The 20,762-nt window shown below is 72.1% G+C and carries 18 protein-coding genes; 8 read left to right on the plus strand and 10 right to left on the minus strand.

What is annotated here, in order from left to right:
* The first annotated feature begins 24 nt into the window (after positions 1-24).
* On the plus strand, positions 25-1,578 hold the full coding sequence (locus OG494_RS17300; RefSeq protein ID WP_328456893.1) for an adenylate/guanylate cyclase domain-containing protein: 1,554 nt from the start codon (positions 25-27) through the stop codon (positions 1,576-1,578).
* 117 nt (positions 1,579-1,695) lie between these two features.
* On the opposite strand, the gene OG494_RS17305 is transcribed toward OG494_RS17300, so the two are convergent.
* The gene (locus OG494_RS17305) at positions 1,696-3,225 is read right to left on the minus strand and encodes an FAD-dependent monooxygenase (protein ID WP_328456894.1); all 1,530 of its coding nucleotides are present in this window, start codon (positions 3,223-3,225) and stop codon (positions 1,696-1,698) included.
* 89 nt (positions 3,226-3,314) lie between these two features.
* Between OG494_RS17305 and OG494_RS17310 the strand changes: the two genes are divergently transcribed.
* Positions 3,315-4,034, plus strand: a complete 720-nt coding sequence (locus OG494_RS17310) for a TetR/AcrR family transcriptional regulator (protein ID WP_328456896.1) — start codon at positions 3,315-3,317, stop codon at positions 4,032-4,034.
* Positions 4,035-4,037: 3 nt separating this feature from the next.
* Here the strand turns inward: OG494_RS17310 and OG494_RS17315 are convergent, their stop codons facing one another.
* Entirely contained in the window at positions 4,038-4,667 is a 630-nt protein-coding gene (locus OG494_RS17315; RefSeq protein ID WP_328456898.1) for a TetR/AcrR family transcriptional regulator, read from the minus strand.
* Positions 4,668-4,743: 76 nt separating this feature from the next.
* On the opposite strand from OG494_RS17315, the gene OG494_RS17320 reads away from it, so the two are divergent.
* Positions 4,744-5,097, plus strand: a complete 354-nt coding sequence (locus OG494_RS17320; protein WP_328456900.1) for a hypothetical protein — start codon at positions 4,744-4,746, stop codon at positions 5,095-5,097.
* Positions 5,098-5,121: 24 nt separating this feature from the next.
* Here OG494_RS17320 and OG494_RS17325 read toward each other — a convergent pair whose 3' ends face one another.
* Complete coding sequence (locus OG494_RS17325) at positions 5,122-7,377, minus strand: RCC1 domain-containing protein (RefSeq protein WP_328456902.1); 2,256 nt, start codon at positions 7,375-7,377, stop codon at positions 5,122-5,124.
* A gap of 233 nt (positions 7,378-7,610) precedes the next feature.
* Between OG494_RS17325 and OG494_RS17330 the strand changes: the two genes are divergently transcribed.
* Positions 7,611-8,120 (plus strand): SigE family RNA polymerase sigma factor, encoded by a 510-nt coding sequence (locus OG494_RS17330; protein ID WP_328456904.1) that lies wholly within the window; start codon positions 7,611-7,613, stop codon positions 8,118-8,120.
* Positions 8,117-9,118, plus strand: coding sequence for a hypothetical protein (locus OG494_RS17335; RefSeq protein ID WP_328456906.1), 1,002 nt, complete (start codon positions 8,117-8,119; stop codon positions 9,116-9,118). The genes OG494_RS17330 and OG494_RS17335 overlap by 4 nt, the downstream gene beginning before the upstream one ends.
* Before the next feature lie 3 nt (positions 9,119-9,121).
* Here the strand turns inward: OG494_RS17335 and OG494_RS17340 are convergent, their stop codons facing one another.
* Positions 9,122-10,111, minus strand: coding sequence for a TerC/Alx family metal homeostasis membrane protein (locus OG494_RS17340; protein WP_328456908.1), 990 nt, complete (start codon positions 10,109-10,111; stop codon positions 9,122-9,124).
* Positions 10,112-10,250: 139 nt separating this feature from the next.
* On the opposite strand from OG494_RS17340, the gene OG494_RS17345 reads away from it, so the two are divergent.
* On the plus strand, positions 10,251-11,048 hold the full coding sequence (locus tag OG494_RS17345; RefSeq protein WP_328456910.1) for an SAM-dependent methyltransferase: 798 nt from the start codon (positions 10,251-10,253) through the stop codon (positions 11,046-11,048).
* On the opposite strand, the gene OG494_RS17350 is transcribed toward OG494_RS17345, so the two are convergent.
* Together OG494_RS17350 and OG494_RS17355 are read right to left on the minus strand one after the other, a co-directional pair.
* Positions 11,045-12,031 carry a YihY/virulence factor BrkB family protein gene (locus OG494_RS17350; protein ID WP_328456912.1) on the minus strand — a complete coding sequence of 329 codons (987 nt, stop codon included), beginning with the start codon at positions 12,029-12,031 and terminating at the stop codon, positions 11,045-11,047. The genes OG494_RS17345 and OG494_RS17350 overlap by 4 nt on opposite strands.
* Before the next feature lie 64 nt (positions 12,032-12,095).
* Positions 12,096-12,497 carry a winged helix-turn-helix transcriptional regulator gene (locus OG494_RS17355; protein ID WP_328456913.1) on the minus strand — a complete coding sequence of 134 codons (402 nt, stop codon included), beginning with the start codon at positions 12,495-12,497 and terminating at the stop codon, positions 12,096-12,098.
* A gap of 116 nt (positions 12,498-12,613) precedes the next feature.
* Between OG494_RS17355 and OG494_RS17360 the strand changes: the two genes are divergently transcribed.
* Positions 12,614-13,468, plus strand: a complete 855-nt coding sequence (locus OG494_RS17360) for an SDR family oxidoreductase (protein ID WP_328456914.1) — start codon at positions 12,614-12,616, stop codon at positions 13,466-13,468.
* A gap of 42 nt (positions 13,469-13,510) precedes the next feature.
* Here OG494_RS17360 and OG494_RS17365 read toward each other — a convergent pair whose 3' ends face one another.
* Both OG494_RS17365 and OG494_RS17370 read right to left on the minus strand, forming a co-directional pair.
* Positions 13,511-15,085, minus strand: a complete 1,575-nt coding sequence (locus tag OG494_RS17365; protein ID WP_328456915.1) for a succinic semialdehyde dehydrogenase — start codon at positions 15,083-15,085, stop codon at positions 13,511-13,513.
* 14 nt (positions 15,086-15,099) lie between these two features.
* Complete coding sequence (locus OG494_RS17370; protein ID WP_328456916.1) at positions 15,100-16,728, minus strand: GMC family oxidoreductase; 1,629 nt, start codon at positions 16,726-16,728, stop codon at positions 15,100-15,102.
* Positions 16,729-17,357: 629 nt separating this feature from the next.
* Here OG494_RS17370 and OG494_RS17375 point away from each other — a divergent pair.
* Positions 17,358-18,401 (plus strand): pyridoxal-phosphate dependent enzyme, encoded by a 1,044-nt coding sequence (locus OG494_RS17375; protein WP_328456917.1) that lies wholly within the window; start codon positions 17,358-17,360, stop codon positions 18,399-18,401.
* Between the two features lie 21 nt (positions 18,402-18,422).
* On the opposite strand, the gene OG494_RS17380 is transcribed toward OG494_RS17375, so the two are convergent.
* Both OG494_RS17380 and OG494_RS17385 read right to left on the minus strand, forming a co-directional pair.
* Positions 18,423-19,742: a hypothetical protein gene (locus OG494_RS17380; protein WP_328456920.1), complete on the minus strand. Its 1,320-nt coding sequence runs from the start codon at positions 19,740-19,742 to the stop codon at positions 18,423-18,425.
* Positions 19,739-20,746, minus strand: coding sequence for an ATP-grasp domain-containing protein (locus tag OG494_RS17385; RefSeq protein WP_328456922.1), 1,008 nt, complete (start codon positions 20,744-20,746; stop codon positions 19,739-19,741). Before OG494_RS17385 ends, OG494_RS17380 begins: the two co-directional genes overlap by 4 nt.
* Positions 20,747-20,762: the final 16 nt, after the last annotated feature.

Genomic DNA, 20,762 nt, shown 5'->3' on the forward strand with positions numbered 1-20,762 from the left:
TCGTGTGTCGATCGGCAGGAACCGGTGCACCCACTCAGCGATTCACCCGCCCCGGCGGGGCCGTTCGGCTCCGGCCTGCTCGGGCCCCTCGACCAGGACGTCGCCACGCTGCGGCGGCGCGTCCAGCTGCTGCTCACCGGGACGCTGGTCGCCACCAACGTCATCGGCGCGCTCGTCGTGGTCGGCCTCGCGGCGCTGCTCATGCCCGCCCCCGGCCTGTCCGGCGACCTCGTGCGGGTCACGGCGGTCGCGGTGCCCGCCTACGTCGTGTCCGCGGTCGTCGTCGGCGCGCTCTGGGGGACTCGCGGCGCCCTGCGGACGCTCCGCTGGGCCGCCGAAGGACGCCGTCCGAGCGACGCCGAACGGGCCGCCAGCCTGCGCGTCCCGCTGCGGCTCACGATGATGCAGGCGATCCTGTGGGGCGTCGCGACCGTGGTGTTCGCCGGGCTGGCCGCGCTGCTGCAGCCGCACGTCGCGCTGACCGTGTTCCTCGTGGTCGCCTTCGCGAGCGTCGTGGTCTGCGCGATCGCCTACCTCTTCGGCGAGTTCGCCCTGCGGCCGTACGCGGCGCGGGCGCTCGCCGGCACGGCTCCGGCGCGGCCGGTCAGCGGGGGCGTCAACCTGCGGATGCTGCTGTTCTGGTGCCTGGGCACCGGGGTACCGGTCGCCGGGCTGGTGGTGACGGCGGTGCTGGCGTGGGTGCGCGGCGACGTCTCCACCACGAAGCTGGCCGTCTCGGTGATCGCGCTCGGGCTGGTGGTGCTGTGTTTCGGCCTGCTGGTCACCGTCTTCACCGCCCGCGCGGTGGTCAACCCGATCCGGTCGGTCCAGGACGCACTGGCCCGGGTGCGCGCCGGTGACTTCGGCGGCGAGATCCCGGTCTACGACGGCACCGAGCTCGGCCTCCTGCAGGCCGGGTTCAACGGGATGGCCGCCGGCCTGCGGGAACGCGAGCGGATGCGGGACCTGTTCGGCCGGCACGTCGGGCACGAGGTCGCGGTGGAGGCGATGCGCGCGCCCGCGGAGCTGGGCGGGACGGTGCGCACGGTGTCGGTGCTGTTCGTCGACCTCGTGGGGTCGACGGCGCTGGCCGCGAGCCGCCCGCCCGAGGAGGTGGTCGGCCTGCTCAACCGGTTCTTCGCCGTCGTCGTCGACGAGGTCGACCGCAACCACGGCCTGGTCAACAAGTTCGTCGGTGACGCGGTCCTGGCGATCTTCGGCGCGCCCACGCCCCTGGCGGACCACGCGACCCGCGCGCTGGCCGCCGCCCGCGCGATCGCCGCCCGGCTGGCGACGGAGGTCCCGGACTGCCCGGCGGGCCTCGGCGTCGCGACGGGTGACGCGGTGGCGGGCAACGTCGGCGACCCGCGCCGGTTCGAGTACACGGTGATCGGTGACCCGGTCAACGAAGCGGCCCGGCTGACGGAGCTGGCGAAGAACGTCGAGGGGCGCCTGGTGGCGTCCTGGACGGCCGTCGAGTCGGCGACGCCGGACGAAGCGGGCCGGTGGTCGGCGACCGAGGAGGTCACCCTGCGCGGCCGCTCCCGCCCGACGACGCTGGCCACCCCGCGACGCTGACTCCTCCCGGCCCGGGTCGCCGAAGTCCGTGAATGGCACATCGAGGGACTCTGAGTCCCTCGATGTGCCATTCACGGACTTCCTTGCGGCTGCGGGGATCCGGGTGGCGGATGGGTGTCAGAGGGGGGTGCCCAGCCAGGTTGTGAGGGCGTCGCGGAGCCCGGGGAGCTCGCCGCCGGTCGCGGCCCAGGCCACGTGGCCGTCCGGGCGGATCAGGGCCGCCAGCCGCTGGTCCGGGAACGCCAGCGGGCTCGAGGTCACCAGCTCGACGCGGTTTTCCCACTCCGCCGCCACCTCCGCCGCGCCCGTACCCGTGTCCAGCAGCACCGCGCGGCCGGAGCGGAAGTGCGGTGCCAGCGTGGTTCCGTCGGACAGGGGCAGGTCGGGCACGCGGTGGCCGATCAGCGGGAAGTCGCCGGGCAGGTCGTAGTGCTGCCAGCCGCCGCCGATCTTCGAGACGACGTACGTGGCGCCGTCCGGGGTGTCGAGCAGGTCCGCCATGACCTCGCGCAACGCGTCCGCGCGCGGGCCGCGCTGGGTGCTCAGCGCCGTCTGCGCCATGCTCCAGCGCTGCACCCACGCGCCGATCGGGTGCCGCTCGGCGGTGTAAGTGTCCAGCAGCGTGTCCGGCGCCGCCCCGCGCGCGACGAGCGCGAGCTTCCAGCCGAGGTTGACCGCGTCGCCGAGGCCCAGGTTCATGCCCTGCCCGCCGGCCGGCGAGTGCACGTGGGCCGCGTCGCCGCACAGCAGCACCCGGTCCCGCCGGTACGTCTCGGCCTGGCGGGTCGTGTCGGCGTAGCGGGTGCCGACGTGCAACCGCGTGACCCGGACGTCGGTGCCGCTCACCCGCCGCAGGCTGGCCTGGATCTCTTCCGCCGTCACCGGCGCGTCCCGGTCGGGCCCGACCTCGTACTCGACAGTGTGCACCCGCGGCGGGCCCGAGCCGTCGTCCCAGCCACCGACCACATAGGACCCGTGCTCGCCCGCCTGCCAGCCGTGCGCGACGAGCTTGCCCGGGTCGTCCAGGTCCACAATGGCCTGGCGGCCGGTGAACACCGGGTCCACGCCGGGGAAGTCGATCCCGGCCAGGCGACGCACGGTACTGCGCCCGCCGTCGGCGCCGACCAGCCAGCCGGCCCGGATCGGACGTCCGACGTGGACGGTAACACCGTCCGGATCGGACTCGAACGCGGTCAGCGAGACCCCGCGCGCCACCTCGACGCCCAGTTCCGCGGCCCGGCGCTCGAAGATCGCCTCCAGATCACCCTGGGCGATCACTCCGGCGCCGAGGAACTCCTCGCCGGGGCCGGGCGGGCGCAGCCGGTCGATGCGGATGCCGATCCCGGCGAAGTGGCCGACGAAGACGTCCGGCCGCTCCCCCGTGTCCCCGGGTTCGAACTCGGGCAGCCCGGCGCCCCCGCCGAGCCACATGGCGGCCGCCCGCTCCACCTCGGGCAGCAGGCCGCGCAGGTGCAGCGCGTGCACCGACGGCGTGTTGACCGCGCGGGCCCCCATCGACCCGAACCGTGAGCGCGGCGTCTGCGTTTCGCGCTCGATGACCAGCACCCGGGCCCCGCCCAGGCGGAGCTCGCAGGCCAGCAACAGGCCGACCGGGCCCGCGCCCGCGACCACCACGTCGTAGTCCATCCGTACCCCCAGGAAACCCGGTAACACCGTTCTCGGTATCGCCACCGTAGCGAACTGGGTACAGTGTTCGCAATATCCGAGGAGGTCCCTTGCCGGCGAACGACCGCCCGCCGCTCTGGCTGCGTCCCGAACACGGGACCCGCGGGCCGAAACCGGCCCACACCCGCCGCGACGTCGCGGCCGCCGGCATCAGGATCGCCGACGCCGAGGGGCTCGACGCCGTCTCGATGCGGCGGATCGCCGCCGAACTGGGCACCGGCACCACTTCGCTCTACCGGTACGTGTCCAAAAAGGACGAGATCCTGCAGCTGATGGGCGACGAGGTCACCGGCGAGCTGCGCGGTACCGTGCTGCCCGCGCAGTGGCGGGACGCCCTGCGCGTCATCGCCCGGTCGATGCGCGCGACGGCCCTGCGGCACCCGTGGTTCCCCGCGCTGGCTTCGGGCCGGCCGAACCACGGCCCGAACAGCCTGTGGTGGACGGAGCTGACGTTCTCGGCGTTCGACGGCCTCGATCTCGGCACCGACGACCTGCTCGCCAACCTCGGCACGCTCTCGTCGTTCGTCCTCGGCCACGTGCAGAGCGAGCTGGGCGATCAGGAAGCGGCGCGGCTCTCGGGGCTCAGCCACGAGCAGTGGATGGAGCGCGAGGGCGAGTACGGCCCGCTGATCATGGACAGCGGGCGCTACCCGCGGTTCACCCGGGTGATCGTCGAAGCCGAGACGCCGCACGCGGCCGACCGCCGGGACCGGTGGTTCGAGGCCGGCCTGGACCGGGTGCTGGCGGGCATCGCCGCCCACCTGCCCTGACGCTCAGACCTTGATCACGCTCAGCGGCACGGCCGGCGGCAGCGGCACACCGGCGTTCTCGGCCCGGAACGAGTTCACCAGGTAGGCGACCAGCCGCTGCGACGCCACCCGCGTGGCCGCCGGCGCGTCCGCGGTCACCCCGTCGTTGGCCATCAGCACCAGCATCAGGTCGGTGAGCGCGAAGTCGGCCCGGAGCTTGCCCGCCGCCTTGGCTCGGTCGACCAGCGCGGCGACGCGGCCCAGCGCCCGGCCCCGTTCCGCGGCGGTGTCGGCCACCTTCGGGAACGCCGAGGAGACGGCGGCGCTGAACCCGCGGTCGCACGCCTGCATCTCCCCCACCTTCTCGACGACGGTGACGAACCCCCGCCACGGGTCCGGGTCGTCCAGCGCGTCGTCCACGACGGCGACGCACAGGTCGAACTGGTGCGAGAACACCTCGCCGACCAGCGCCTCCTTGGTCGGGAACCGGCGGTACAGCGTGGCCATCCCGACGCCGGCGTGCCGGGCGACGGCCGCCATCGGCACGTCGAGGCCGCGGCGCGCGAAGAGCTCGTGGGCCACCTCGACGATGCGCTCGCGGTTGAGCCGGGCATCCCGCCGCAACGGCGCCGGATGAGAAGGGTCGGCACTCATGTTTCTCACTTTACGCCAACCGGACAGGTCTCTCCTCTTGCGCGACTACTTTGGCGGACAAGGAAAAGGAGGTCCGATGAGGACGAACGGCCAGCTGGTCGACCGGGCGGTCGACGGGTTCAACCGCCGGGTGGTGGCCCTGCGCTCGTCACGCCGCTGGGGCGCGGCGGTGCGGCGGCACCTGACGATCGTGACCTACACCGGACGGCGTTCGGGCCGCACGTTCACCATCCCGGTGGGCTACCGGCACACGGGCGGCACGGTCGAGATCGGCGTCCGCATGCCCGGCAAGAAGAACTGGTGGCGCAACTTCACCGGCGAGGGCGGCCCGCTCTCCGTCGAGCTGGACGGCACCATTCGCACCGGGCACGCGATCGCCCGGCAGAGCGCGAAAGGTGGCGTGACGGTGACGGTACGGCTCAAGCCGTAAGGGAAACGACGACTCCCAGCAGGGTCAGCGGCCGACGGCCAGCCCGGAGGCGACGGCCTTGACGCCGCCGACGCCAGGCACCTGGACCGGAACCGTGGTGTAGAAGGGATAGCTCACGACGCTGAGGCCCAGCTCGGAGGACTCGTTGCTGCCCCAGCCCCAGACCGTGCCGTCCGCGCGGACGGCGTAGGCGCCGCCGTTGAACATCCCGATGGCCGTGGCGTCCGTCAGGTCGTGGACGGGGGCGGGCACCGGCGCCGAGCAGTTCGGGCCGGTGCCGCCCGGCGGGCAGTCGACGCCGTTGCCCAGCCCGCCGCGTTCGTTGTTGCCCCAGGAGAAGACGGTGCCGTCGGCGCGCAAGGCCACCGCGCCCGACGAGTCGCCGGTCACGGACTTGACGCCGGTCAGCCCGGACACCGCAACCGGGGTGCGGGAGAGGCACCCGGCGCACGCGACGCCGTTGCCGAGCTGGCCGCTCGTGTTGTCGCCCCAGGCCCAGACGGTGCCGTCGGCCTTGACGGCGTAGCCGGTGTAGCCGTCACCCGCGCCGAGCGACGTCACGCCGGTGAGGCCGGACACGCGCACCGGGGTGGCCGAACTCGCCACCGTGGAACCGTTGCCCAGCTCGCCGCGGGTGTTGCTGCCCCACGCCCACACCGTGCCGTCGGCCTTCAGGGCGTACGCGGTGTCACCGGTGGCGGCGATGGCGGTGACGCCGGCCAGGCCGGTCACCGGCACCGGGGTGTTGACGTCGTGCCCCCAGCGCCACACGGTTCCGTTGGCCCGCAAGGCGTATCCCTTGAAGCTACCGGCTGCGACGGCCGTGACGGAAGTCAGGCCCAGCACCGGGACCGGGGAGTAGGAGGCACTGCCCCACCAGCCGTTGCCGAGCCCGCCCGTCGAGTTGGGGCCCCAGGCCCGGACGGTGCCGTCGGCGCGCAGCGCGTACCCGGCGGCGGCCCGGCCGGCGACGGCCACGACCCCGTCCAGGCCGCTGACCGGACTCGGGATCCTGAGGTCCTCGTGCTGCCGCCACGAGTAGTAGCCCCACGTCGAGACGCAGCCGGACGCGCACCCGGGCCGCGGCAACGTGAAGTAGCCGAACAGGTCGGCCGACACGTCGAGGGAACCGGCGCGGTTGTGCACGTAGGTCCAGCGGTCGGTCTGGGAGAAGGCGGGCGCCGCGCCGGGCGCGGAGACGACCGGCGCGGTCGCCACCGAGATCGTCTGCCCAGCGGGGATGGTCACGCTCGGCTGCGGCTGGCCGGTCGAGGTGGAGTCCCACGCGGTGATGGCCGTGGTCGCGGTCGGCGCGTACCCGGTCAGGTTCATGGCGACGGCGATCGCGTCCGGCGGGATCGGCGGCTGCAACCAGTTCACGAGATCGCTGTTCGGGCCGAGCTTGCGCGCGACGCCGTTCGCGAGACCCAGGCCGGTGCGGCTGTCCAGGATCCGGACCGGGGCGACCGGGGTGAACAGGGCGCCGAAGTCGGTGGCGTAGAAGCCGAGCACGACCGCGTCCACCGTCACGGTCCCGGCCAGGTTGTACAGGTCGATCGAGCGGTCGGCGCCGATCTTCACCGTGACCAGGTTCGACCCCGTGCCGCCCGGGTAGGCGGCCGCGCTGGCCATCGTCGGGCGCGGCGTGCTGTGCGGGAAGGCGCTGACGTAGGTGGCCGCGGTCGGCGCGCTCAGGTTCACGGCGAAGGTCACGGCGGTGGCGGTCGCGGGCACCCGGCCGGTCAGGTCGACCTTGGCCGTCGCCCCGGCGCCGAGGGGGTCCAGCGGCAGCCACGACGGGCTCAGCGGCGTGTACCGCGACTCCGCCGTGGTCGAGTAGTAGCCGAGGATGCTCGCGATCAGGTGGGTCGAGCCGGCCTCGTTGTAGAAGTCCAGCGTCCGGTCGGCGCCGACCTGGACCGTGAGCTGGTTGGCGCGCCGCTTGCCCGCCTGGACCAGCAGGTTCGGCAGCGCGGGCCGGGCCTGGCCGTGGGTGAACACGGTGATCGCGCTGTCGGCCGTCGGGCTCTCGGCCCACAGGTTCACCACGACCGCGGTGGCGCCGGCGGGCGCCAGGGTGCCCGCGCTCGCCGTCACCGTCGTGTGCGGGCCGACCGTGCCGATCGGCACGCCGACACCGCGCACGGTGTCCAGGAACCGGGTCGGCTGCACGGCGGTGAAGCTCGACGCCGGCGAGTCGAGGGCAGCGGGCGCCGCGGCGGCGGTGACCCCGGTGCCGGCGGAGGCCAGTGTGAAGATCCCGGCGGCCAACGCCACCACGCGGGATCTGAGTGTCCACAGTGGACGTGACGTGCTCGCGGCAGCCCGCATGAATCCCCCCGGAAAGCCCCATGACCGGCCGGAGGACTCTAACCCCGCCGGGCAGCCGGCGGGTAGCGGCCGTTCGGCGCAGCGCCCGTGACGGCCACCACATCCGCGTGCGGTGCAACCGTTCGGCGGGCGGGCGGCATCAGAGAGGTGTCCCACCCCCCACGACGAAACGAGGTGGCGCCTTGCCCGCGGATGCCGGGTTCACCGAGTACGTGACGGCACGGGCCCCCTGGCTGCGCAAGGTCGCTTTCCTGCTCTGCGGGGACTGGCACCGGGCCGACGACCTGGTCCAGAGCGCCGTCACGAAGCTCTACACGCACTGGCCCCGCGCCCTGCGGGCCGACAACCTGGACGGTTACGCGCGCCGGACGCTGGTCAACACCTTCCTGGCCGAGCAGCGGACGTCCTGGTGGCGGCTGGTCGACCTGCGGCCGGCCGACCACGACCCGCCGCCCGCGGCCGGCTTCGACGTCGAGACGGCGCTCGACCTGCGCGCCGCGATCGACCGGCTGCCGCCGCGGCAGCGGGCGACCCTGGTGCTCCGCTACTACTGCGACCTGCCGGTGAACGACGTCGCGAAGACGCTCGGCTGTTCCCCGGGCACCGTCAAGAGCCAGACCGCGCGGGCCGTGGACGCGCTGCGCGGCATGCTGCCCACCGAGTCCTTCACCCTCCCGGAGGCGACCGCGTGACCGACGACGAACTGGCCGTGCGCCTGAAGGAACTGACCGACGAGCCCGCCCCGCCGATGGTGCTCGACCTCGACCGGGCCCGCCGGGACGGGGGCCGCCGCCGGCGGCTGCGCACGGTGACGGTGGTCGCGGGGTGCGCCGCGGTCGTGATCGCCGGCGGCCTGACCGCCGCGACGCTCACCCGTGCCCCCGCCCCGGACGCGCCGATCGCCGCGCCGCCGCCCCCGCCGGTGGTCTCGGTCGCGCCGCCGCCGACCGACGATCCCCTGGTGGCCAAGGCGAGCTTCGGCTGGCTGCCCGGCGCCTTCACCGGCGTCGAATACGGCGTCGGCGCCCACGGCGACTACTCGCTGGCGATCGGCCGGGGCGACCTGGCGCCGATGATCTGGCTGGCGGTCTACGACAAGGAACCGCCGCTCGACCGGCTGAACCAAACGGGCGGGCACGCGGTGAGCGTCCCGGCCCGGATCGGCGACCGGACCGGTTACTGGGTCACGACCAACGCCGAGGACCCGCTCAACGGCGGCGACGCCTACCTGCGCTGGCCGACCGGGGACGGCCGCTGGGCCGAGCTGCACGGGTACTACCTCGACTTCCCGGACGTGCAGCGGTCGCTGGTGCGCGTCGCGGACGAAGTCACCTTCGCGAACAAGCCGGTGCCGCTGCCCCTGCACGTCAGCAGCCTGCCGCCGGGCTTCCACCTCAGCGAAGGCCAGCTGTGGCGGCGGCCCGACCAGGACGGCCGGCCGTGGACGCTGCAGCTGTACTACTCGGTGAACGGTGCCGATGTCGTGATCGAGGTCGCGCCGCCCGGCGGGACGCCGTCGAAGACGAACGACGCGGTGTGCGTCACGAAGAACGGCCTGAAGGCGTGCGTCAGGGTCGACCGCCCGGCCGCCGCGGGGCTGGACGCGATCGGCGGGCCCCAGGGCCTGCTGGACCGCATCACCCTGCTCGGCCCGGACGAGAAGAACTGGACCACGCACGTGATCGGCTGAGGGTCACGGTTCGGGATCGGACCCCCGCAGGGATCCCGGGTGCGCTTTCGCATCCGGGTCCCGGCGGGTCTTGAGCAGGCTGGCCACCGTGACCACCGCGAGGATGCCGAGGATCACACCGAGGCTGAGCGGGGTGGGGATCTCCGGGAAGCCCTCGTCGATGTCGACGTGCGCCCAGTGCAGGATCAGCTTCACACCGATGAACGCGAGGATCACCGAGAGCCCGGTCGAGAGGTAGACGAGCCGGTCGAGCAGGCCCTTGACCAGGAAGTACAGCGCGCGCAGGCCCAGCAGCGCGAAGGCGTTCGCGGCGAACACGATGTACGGCTCGTCGGTGACGCCGAAGACCGCCGGGATCGAGTCCAGGGCGAACAGCAGGTCGACGCCGCCGATCGCGACCAGCACCACCACGAGCGGGGTCACCAGCCGGCGGCCCGCGACCCTGGTCGTCAGCCGGCCGCCGTCGTAGTCGTCCGACAGCGGCAGCACCCGGCGGGCCGTGCGGACCACGACGTTGTTCTCGACGTCGGGGTCCTCGTCGCGGTGGCGGAACAGCTGCACGCCGGTGTAGATCAGCAGCAGGCCGAACAGCAGGAACATGAAGGTGAACAGGGACAGCAGGGTCGCGCCGACGATGATGAAGATCCCGCGCATCACCAGGGCCAGCACGATGCCGAAGGTGAGCACCTTGTGCTGGTGCTCCTCCGGGACGGCGAACGTGGTCATGATGATGACGAACACGAACAGGTTGTCGACCGACAGGCTCTTCTCGACGATGTAGCCGGCGAAGTACTCGGTGCCGAACTCGCCGCCGTGCGCCAGCGTCAGCCACATCCCGAACGCCACCGCGACCAGGATGTAGCCCACCGACCACGCGACCGCCTCGCGGAACCCGACCTTGTGCGGCCGGACCGCGGCGAGCACCAGGTCCAGCGCCAGCAGCCCGAGGATCACGGCCAGGGTGACGAGCCACGTGCCGGCCCCGATGTCCATTTCATCCCTCTCGTCTGTTGACGCGATGATAGGGGCGTCGCGGCCGATCCGCACGTGGACTCCACTGTGGACGGACGCCGGGGCGGCCGGATTTCCGGGTATCCTTCGTACCGGGGACGAGAGGGAAACGAGGTGCGCGGTGTCCGTGGGCGAGCGGATCCCGGAGGGCGTCGACATCAAGCTGCCCAGCGCGGCCCGGGTCTACGACTGGCTGCTCGGCGGCAGCCACAACTTCGACGCCGACCGCGTCGTCGGCGAGAAGGTGATGGCGGTCCTACCGTCGGGCCGGCAGGTGGCCGCGTCCAACCGGGCGTTCCTGCGGCGGGCCGTGCGGTACATGATCGACCAGGGTGTCACGCAGTTCCTCGACCTGGGGTCCGGCATCCCCACGGTCGGCAACGTGCACGAGGTCGCGCAGAACCTCGACCCGGCGTGCCGGGTGGTCTACGTGGACCACGACGAGGTCGCCGTCGCCCACAGCCGGCTCATCCTCGAGGGCAACCGCGACGCCGTCGTCGTCGAGGCCGACCTGTGCCGCCCGCGGACCGTGCTGAGCGACCCCGGCGTGCGGGCCCTGCTGGACTTCGACCGGCCGATCGGGCTGCTCATGGTGGCGGTGTTCCACTTCGTCCCCGACGACCTGCGCCCGGCCGAGATCGTCGCCGACTACCGCGCGGCGCTGCCGCCGGGCAGCCACCTCGCGCTGTCGCACCTGACCGCCGACCACGCGCCGCACGAGATGGCGGCGGTCGCGGACGCGATGCGCCGCAGCCGGGACCCGATGTACTTCCGCCCCTACAGCGAGGTCGCGGCCCTGTTCGACGGGCTGGAGCTGGTCGAGCCGGGCGTGGTGAGCGCCCCGCTGTGGCACCCGGAGCGGGGCATCCGCGACGCCGGACCGGACGACGTCTACGCCGGCGTGGGCCGCAAGCCCTAACGCGGCCGTTCGGCTTCGGCGACGTCCTCGACCTCGTCCGCGTCCATCGCCTTCGTGTCCCGCGGCGGCAGGAACGGCTCGTCTTCGCTCTCCTGACCGCCTTCGATACCGCGGCCGCGGGCGAGTTCGGCGTCCAGCTCGGCGCCGAGCAGCACCGCGAGGTTGGAGATCCACAGCCACACCAGGAACACGATGATCCCGGCGAGCGAGCCGTAGGTCTTGTTGTAGGAACCGAAGTTCGCGACGTACACGGCGAACCCGGCCGACGCCGCCGCCCACAGCACGACCGCCAGCAGCCCGCCCGGGGTGAGCCACTTGAAGCCCGGCTGCCGCACGTTCGGGCCCGCCCAGTACAGCAGCGCGAACGCCAAGCTGACCAGGACGGCGATCACCGGCCACTTCGCGATCTCCCACACCTGCACCCCGGTCGGGCCGAGCCCGACGAGGTCGCCGAGCCGGCGCGCGATCGTGCCCGTCGCCACGACCCCCAGCGCGCACGCGGCCAGCAGCGCCACGATGCCGATCGTCAACCCGAGCCGCAGCGGCAGGACCTTCCACAGTGGACGGCCTTCGGGCATGCCGTAGATCGCGTTGCCCGCCCGCATGAACGCGCCGACGTACCCGGACGCCGACCACAGCGCGGCGAGCAGGCCGAACACCGCCACCGGCCCGGCGAGGCCCCGGGAACCCGACAGCTCCTTGATCGCGCCGACCAGGATCTCCCGGCCTTGGCCGGGCACGATCTGGTTGACGTTGTCGATCACGGTCTGCGTCGGGCCGGGGCCGAGCAGGCCCAGCAATGCCGTCAGCACCACCAGGCCGGGGAAGATCGACAGCACGCCGTAGTAGGTGAGCGCGGCCGCCCAGTCGGTCAGGTTGTCCCGGCCGAACTGCCGGACGGTGCGTTTGAGCACTTCCCACCACGAACGCCGCGACAACTCCGTCGGGCCTTCGGGTTGCTTTCCTCGTCTGCGCACCGGCACCAGCTCCTGCCTCGTCGTCGCGGGGTTTACCCGGTCGGCGCGAGGAGAAACCCGGTCGAGTGACTCAACCGTCCTTGCGGGCGTCGTAGGCCTCGTTCGCCGTCACCACGTCCGGCATCTGGCCCTCGACGTCCCGGATCAGGTCCACCAGCAGCGTCGCGGTGCGCCGGCCGCGCGGGGTGAGGCTGTACTCGACCTTCGGCGGGATGGTCGGCTGGGCTTCGCGCAGCACGAAGCCGTCACGCTCCAGCGCCTGCAGGGTCTGGGCCAGCATCTTCTCGCTGACGCCGGTGACGCGGCGGCGCAGGGCGTTGAACCGGAACGTGCCGTCGTACAGCGCGGCCATCGCGAGGATCCCCCAGCGCCCGGTGATGTGCTCGAGCGTGGACCGGGACGTGCACGCCTGCGCGAACACGTCGAACACCACCTGCCCGTGCTCGTCCACCCACTCCGGCGCTTCCGTCATGCCCCCACGGTACCGGGCACACAGCACAATCCCCAGTGATGGTACTCACCATCAGTTTGCACTTTCTCAAAGTTAGTACACTCTCAAGGTAAGCAATCCGACCTGAGGAGTTACGCATGATCGTGGTCACCGGCGCCACCGGACAGCTCGGCCGCCTGGTCGTGGACGGCCTGCTCGAGAAGACCTCGCCCGGCGAGGTAATCGCCGCGGTGCGCGACCCGCGGAAGGCCGACGACCTCGCCGCCCGCGGTGTGCAGGTCCGCGAGGCCGACTACGACCGCCCCGAGACGCTCGCGACCGCCTTCGCGGGCGCGGAGAAGGTGCTGCTGATCTCCAGCAGCACACCCGGCCAGCGGCTCGCGCAGCACCGGGCCGTGATCGACGCCGCCCGGGAAGCGGGCGTGCGTCACCTCGCCTACACCAGCGTCCTGGACGCCGACACCACAAAACTGTTCGTCGCGCCCGACCACAAGGCGACCGAGCGGCTGATCCGCGACGCGGGCACCCCGTTCACGTTCCTGCGCAACGGCTGGTACACCGAGAACTACGCGGCGACCGTGCAGCAGGCGCTGGCCACCGGATCCTTCGCCGGCAGCGCGGGCGAAGGCCGATTGGGCGCCGTCCCGCGGCTCGACTTCGCGGAAGCGGCGGTCGCCGTCCTGACCGGCGAAGGGCACGCGGGGAAGACCTACGAGCTGGCCGGCGACCACCCGTGGAGCTACGCCGACTTCGCCGCGGCGATCACCGAAGCCGCCGGGACTCCCGTTGCGTACCAGGACGTTCCCCCGCAGGAGCACCGGCAGCTGCTCGTCGCGGCGGGCCTGCCCGAGCCGGTGGCCGACATGCTGACCGACGCCGACCGCGGCATCCGCGAGGGCGAGCTGACCAGCACCAGCGGCGACCTGAGCCGGCTGATCGGCCGCCCCACCACGCCCCTGGCCGACGCGGTCGCCGCCCTCGTCAAGAACTGACGTCCCGGCCGTGCCCGCGGCCCGCCGGGGTCGCGCGCACGGTCACCGGATGCGCAGCTTGCGCATCAGCTTCAAGCCCGAAAGCATGCTCTCGACGTACTTCTCGTGGTCCTGACCCGGTCGCGGCCCCATGACCTGCTTCTTGAGCACCGCCATGTTCTGCACGTCGGTGTACTTGAGCAGGCCCTGGTCGCCGTGGCGGGCGCCGACGCCGGAGTTCTTCACCCCGCCGGACGGCGTTCCCTTGGCGGCGAAAGCGGTGGCGAGGATGTCGTTGATGTTGACGTTGCCCGATTCGAGGCGCGCGGCGACCGCGCGGGCGGCGGTGATGTCGCCGCCCCAGACCGAGGCGTTGAGGCCGTAGTCGGTGTCGTTGGCCAGCGCCACCGCTTCGCCGACCGTGCCGTACTTGTGCAGCGCGACAACGGGTCCGAAGGTTTCGGTGACCCCGCAGAGCATGTCCTTCGTGACGCCTTCGAGGATCGTCGGCTCGAAGAACGCCGGACCGAGGTCGGGCCGCGCCTTGCCGCCGCAGAGCACCGTGGCGCCCTTCGCGACGGCGTCGTCGACGTGCTCCTTGACGCGCCGCATGTGGTCGACGGACACCAGCGAGCCCATGTCGGGGCCGAAGTCGTAGGCCGCGCGGACGTCCAGGGCCGCGGTCTTGGCCACGAACGCCTTCGTGAACTCGGCGTAGCGGGACTCCGGCAGGTAGATCCGCTCGATGTGCATGCAGATCTGGCCGGTGTTGCCGAACGCGCCGAAGATCGCACCCTGCGCGGCTTCCCCGAGATCGGCGTCGTCGAGGACGATCATCGGGTTCTTGCCGCCGAGCTCCAGGCAGCAGCCGATGAGGTTGCGGCCGGCCCGCTCGCCGATCACCCGGCCGGTGGCGGTGGAGCCGGTGAACATCACGTAGTCGGCGTGGTCGATGAGCGTGGGGCCGACGTCCGGGCCCTCGCCGCACACCACCTGGAACAGGCCCTTCGGCAGGCCGGCCTCCTCCAGCAGCTGGATGCCGTAGAGCGGCGAGAGCGCCGTCTTGTTGTCGGGCTTCAGGACCACGGCGTTGCCGGCCATCAGCGCCGGGACGGCGTCGGAAATGCCGGTGGCGAACGGGAAGTTCCACGGCGCGATGATGCCGACGACGCCCTTGGGCTGGCGGATCTCGGTCGACGTCGTCAGCAGCGGCACCGGCCCGCCGCGTTTGGTCGGCGCCAGCAGCTTCGCGGCCCGCCGGAGGTAGTGGCTCATCACCATCGCCGGGTCGCAGGTCTCCTCGATCGCCATCCGGCGGTTCTTGCCGCTCTCGACCTGGATGAGGTCGGTGACGACCCGCGCCCGGTCGACGAAGAGCGCGTGCGCCCGCTTGAACACGGCGAGCCGCTGCTTGACCGGGGTCGCGGCCCATTTGCGCTGCGCCTCGCGCGCGAGCGCGAACGCCCGCTCGATGTCGGCCGGCGCCGACTGCGGCAGCTCGACGAGCGTGTCCCCGGTGTAGACCTCGGTCAGCTTCCAGGTGGCGCCGGCCGAGCCCGGCACCCGGGCCACGAGGCCCTTCAGGAACGCGTCCGTCGCCGACGCCGGCCGGGTGATCCCGAGCGGGGTGAGGGTCATGGTCGCACTTCCCGTCAGTTGCCGGAGAGGACGAAGTTCGCGCCCATCTCGCCGATCATGATGCTGGGGGCGTTGGTGTTCCCGCCGGTGATCGACGGCATGATCGAGGCGTCGCACACCCGCAGCGCCTCGACGCCGCGGACCTTGAGGTCGGGGCCGACGACCGCGAGCTCGTCGACGCCCATCCGGCAGGTGCCGACGCCGTGGTAGACCGACGTCGCGCGGTTGAGGATGGCGTCGCGCAGGGCCTGCCCCTTCAGTGCCGGGCCCGGGTGGATCTCTTCCTTGACCGCGCCGTTGAACGCCTTCGAGGCGAAGATCTCGCGCGCCAGCTCCGAACCCTCGCCGAGCACCTCGAGGTCGGCCGGGTCGGCGAGGTACTGGGGGTCGATGACCGGGGCCGCGGCGGGGTCCGCCGACGCGAGCCGCAGCGTGCCGCGGCTCTTCGGGTAGATCAGCGTCGTCAGCACGGTGAGCGCGGTGCGCTTGTCGACGTCGTGCCGGATCGGCGCGTCCTGGTTCGGCGAGACGTACGCCCACGGCAGCAGGTGCAGCTGGAGGTCGGGAATCCTGCCGGCCTGGGACGTCTTGAGGAACGCGACCGCCTCGAACACCGAGTTCGCCAGGAACGTCGTCCCGGGCCGGAGCAGCTCCTTGACCAGGCCGCGCGCGAAGTACGCCGGCGTGCCGGAGTTGCGGCTCGACGTCACGTGGAAGGTCAGCGCGTGGAACATGTGGTCGTGCAGGTTGTCGCCGACCGGCAGGTCCGCGAGCACGTCGATGCCGTGCTCGCGCAGGTGCTCGGCATGGCCGATCCCGGACAGCATGAGCAGCTGCGCGGAGCCGACGAACCCCGCCGAGAGGATGACCTCCTTGCCGGCGCGCAGCGTGCGCAGGCTGCCGTCGGCGTCGACGACTTCGACGCCGACCGCGCGGCCGTGCTCGATGACGACCTTCTTCGCCAGCACCCCGGACTGCAGCTGCAGCGTCGGGGAGGCGAGGTTGTGGAGGTAGCCGCGCGAGGCGCTGTAGCGCAGGCCTTCGGCGGCGTTCTGCTGCATCCGGCTGACGCCTTCTTGCGACTCGGCGTTGTAGTCGTCGAGGATCTTGCAGCCGACGGTGTCGGCGGTGGCCTGGATGAACTGAAGGGTGCCCTCTTCGGGGCTCTTGCCGCGGGTGACCCGGATCGGCCCGCCGGCGCCCCGGAACGTGTTCTCGCCGTCCTCGAAGTCTTCCATCCGCTTGTACGCGGCGTTGACGCTGTCGGCGTCCCAGCCGGTGTTGCCCTCAGCGGCCCAGGAGTCGAAGTTGGCGCGGTTGCCGCGGACGTAGACCATGCCGTTGATGGAGCTGGAGCCGCCGACGACCTTGCCGCGCGGCACCGGCATCCGGCGGTCGAGCGCGTGCTTCTGCGGGACCGAGTAGTAGCCCCAGTCGAAGGGCTTCTTGAGCTGGGGCACGGCATGCATCGGGCCGACCAGGCCCGGCTTCTTGAGCAGGAGCTTCTCGTCGGTCTTGCCGGCCTCGACGACGATCACGCTCGCCCCCGACTGCGCCAGCCGGCCCGCGATCGCGGCCCCCGAACTCCCCGACCCGACGACCACGTAGTCGGCTTCGTCGCCGCGCGGCGCCTTGTTCGCCATGTCCGCTCCTCGGTCCGGCCCGCCACCCAGAAACTATAACCTGTTCTAGTTCTGGCGTCACCGTATAGCGTTCCCGCACGACGCGCAATGTCCCCCGGCCCACCCCGCCCCTCGGTCGCCCGGGTTCCGCGGGCCGATCAGGGCGTCGAGCGTGGCGTCGGGGTCGTGTCGTCGGAGCGGGGCAGCATCTCCCTGAACACCGAAGACGGCTTCGAGCGCTACAAGCCCGGACCAAGCTCCTCAACGACCCCGGCCACAACCGCACCGCATTCGGCGGCCCCGACGCGCCGCTCGCCCCGAGGAAAGCATCCCGGCGGTCGTCGACGCCCTCGAAGCCCACGCGGGCTCCCCCGGTCTCCGGTTCCCGGACCGCCACGGCGAGGTCGTCCCGTGGTGACCCGTCACCTCCCGGCCCGTGCGGTTCTCACGGGTCCGGGTGCGGAGTGCATCTTCCGCAATTCCGGAGAACAACTTCGATAATGCGGAAGAAAGGCTTTCTCCTGCATTGAGGATTCTGCCGCCGAATGGGAGACTCCGGCCCTTTCGCGCCCTACTCTGAGGCCGCACTCAGGGGAGTTCGGCAATCGGGTACGGCAGCGCCGTCCCGGCCGTCAACGGAAGGGCTGCACGTGTACCGGTCATTTTCGGAGAAGCTCGCGGATCCCGATCTCATCGATCTCGGCGAGGGGATCTACGTCCTGCGGTTCGAGGTCATGAAGGTGGCCTCGGTCCGCGCGGCCGTCCAGGACCTGCTGGATCGCGGGGTCATCCGGCCCGGGCAGACGCTCGTCGACAGTTCCAGCGGCATCTACGGGCACGCGCTGGCGCTGGTCTGCCGCGAGTTCGGGCTCAAGTGCCACATCTTCGCGTCGATCTCGGTCGACGCCGGGATCCGCACCCAGCTGACCTACCTCGGGGCCACGTTCCAGCAGGTGCCCTCGTCGGCCAGCCTCAAGCACGACCAGGAGATCCGCGTCCGGCTCGTGCACAAGTACCTGCGCGCGAACCCGGACGCCTACTGGATGCAGCAGTACCACGACGACGTCCACTACATCGGCTACCGCGGTGTGGCGCAGACGGTCGTGGAGGAACTGGGCACCGACGGGCTGACCCTGGTCGGCGGAGTCGGCACCGGGGCGTCCACCAGCGGGATGGGCCGCTACCTGCGGGAAGCCTCCCCGGACGTGCGGGTGGCCGGGATCCAGCCGTTCGGCAGCCGGTCGTTCGGGGCCGAGTCGGCGCCGATGGACTCGTTCATCATCGCCGGCATCGGCAGCGGGATCCGGTTCGCGAACATCGACTACCGGGTCTACGACGCCGTGCACTGGCTGGACTTCGACGTCGCGGCGGCCGGCTGCCGGAACCTGCTCGCGACCACCGGCGTCTTCGCCGGGCTGTCCGGCGGGGCCGGCTGGCAGGTGGCGCGGCACGTGCGCGAGACCGAGCCGGACGGCGGGCCGATCGTCTTCCTCGCCGCCGACCCCGGCCACCGCTACGTGGACCTCGTCTACCCGGTGGAGGCCGCGGACGAGCCCGACCCCGGCTACCGGCCGCGGGAGATCAGCTCACTCGACGACCTGACCGGGCCGTGGTCCACGATGGACTGGGCCCGCCGGCCGTTCCAGGTGCAGGACGACCTGCCCGAGTGGCGGCAGGTCCCCCGGGCCGCGTAGTCCGGCGACCGTGGCGGCCGCTCAGGCCGCCACGGTCAGCACGGCCGCGGCCTGCGCCCCCTGCTTCACGTTGATCGGCGCCGCACCCCGCGGCGGTCCTTCGCGCAGGAAGACGCCGGCCGACCGGCCACCGAAGATGAGCGGTCCCAGCACCACCTCGCTGCCGCCGGTGCCGGACCCGGCCAGCCGCACCACGGCCGGGTGGACCCGCTCCTGGCAGACGAACCGGCCGTGGATCCGCTCGGCCAGCAACCGCCGCCACTCGTCGTCGGTCACCGCGGCGCCGAACACGACGTCCTTGCCGCCGTAGGCCGAGGACGGCTTGCAGACGAACCCTTCCCGCCCGGCGACCGCGACGTCCACTGTGGACTCCGAGAGCCGGAAGGTGGCCGGCACGTGCGCCGCGGCCAGCGCGCGTTCCCCGGCGTCGAGGTACCCGGCGTACCCGGGCGAAGTGACCAGCTCGAGGTTGGCCTTGTCGTCGAACAGGGCCGTCGCGGGCGAGCCGACGAAGTCGACGGCGCGGGCGTCGTCCAGCTCGATCAGCCGCCGGGTCAGCTCCGGCGGCACGAACCGGCGGGTCTCGTCCCAGGTGTACATCGTGATCACGACGTCGACCCGCCGGCCGCCGAAGCGCACCTCGTCGCCGGAGACGTCCAGATCGGACACCAGGCCGCAGCTGATGTCGTAGCCGCCCGAACGCACCAGGTCGACGAAGAACCGGCGGCCGGTGTCGGGGTCGGCCGGGTCCGCCGTCGCCTCGAACACGTGCGGGGGCCGGCCGGACCGCGGTTCGACGAGCGCGCCGAACGCCGCCAGCCACACGGCCGCCGTCACCGGCTCGCGCAGGCTCAGCCCGCGCCCGGCCAGGAACCGGCCGAACGCCGAATCCCCGGTGGCGGCCGAGTAGGCGGGCAGCGTGCTCATGCCGCCCATCGGCGTCGAGACGTTCAGCTCGACCAGCCGCACGCCGTCGGCGGTGACCAGCAGGTCCGGCCGCATGAACGACGTCGACGCCCGCCGCAGGCGCGGGTTGCGCAGCGCCACCCGGAACAGGTCGGCGTCCGGCTCGGGGACGCCGAGGAAGCGCATCCACGCGTCGACGTCGTCGCCGAAGACCCGGCGCGGGACATCGGTGATCAGCGCGGCCAGCCGCTGTCCGACGTCCTCGACACCGGCCGCCGCGTCCGGGGTGAAGAACGGCGGCGGGTAGCGGTGCGGCCAGTTCCCGCGGTGGAGGCGGGTCTCGAACTCCGCGCGGTCGGGCCCGGCCGCCGGGGTGGCCGCGAACTCCTCCCAGGCCGCCAGCACCCGCGGGTCGAGCGACGTCCAGTGCGTCACGGCAGGCGGCCCTGGGCGCGCAGGGCGTTCAGCACGGTGTTGACCGCCTCCGACGACTGGTCGACGCCGGTGGCGCGAAACGAGTAGTTCAGCCCGCCCGGGTTGACCAGGTTGAACTCCATCACGTACGGGTAGGCCAGGTCGATGCCCGAGTAGAAGACGCCGTGTTCCATCAGCCGCTTGCCGAGCCGGCGCACGAACCCGTCCTCCTCCGCCGTCAGCGTCAGGCCCTCGAACTTGGTGCCGAGGGTGACGTTGGCGCGGTCGTCGTGCTCGAAGTGGAACCGGCGGAACCCGCACACCGGGACGTCGCCCGCGATGATCACGCGCTTCTCGTTCTCCCGGACGTTCGGGATGTACTCCTGCACGGCCGTGTACCGCTTGGCCAGGCCGATGATCTCGCGGCTGTACATCTCGTACCGCGGCACGGCGTTGCCGGTGGCCGACTGCAGCAGCGCGGCCCGGTTGCGTTCGGTCTTGGACAGGAAGTAGACGTCGGCGCCGCAGCCCTCGTTGGTCGGCTTGAGCACCCAGGTGCGTTCGGCGTCCGACTCCACCAGCCCGGTCAGGAAGTCGAAGTCGTTCGAGACGTAGGACGCCGGCAGGTTCTCCCGCGGCACGACCGACCCGAGCGTCGTCTTGGAGTTGAGGTAGAACAGCGCGGAAGCCTCGTTGACGAACGGCACCCGCTGGTTGAGCACCCACAGCAGCTGGAAACTGTCCGCCTGCACCTCGGGGTTCGTGCCCGCGAGCACCCACACCAGGTCGAAGTCCTCGGCCGAGGCGTAGCTCTCCGAAAGGGCCGGGAAGTCGTGCCCGGTCAGGTATTCGTCGGAGAGCCGCACCCGGTCGCACACGACGACCGAGTCGTGGACCGACAGGGTGTCGATGTCGCCGATGTACACGTCGTGGCCTTCGCGGTGCAGCGCGCTCGGGATGATCGAGTGGTTGTCGAGCCGGAACTTCGCGACCTCGGAGACCAGGACGAGGATCTTGTAGGGCACGGGTCGGTCCTTTCGG

Source organism: Amycolatopsis sp. NBC_00438, from assembly GCF_036026695.1.
GTDB lineage: Bacteria > Actinomycetota > Actinomycetes > Mycobacteriales > Pseudonocardiaceae > Amycolatopsis.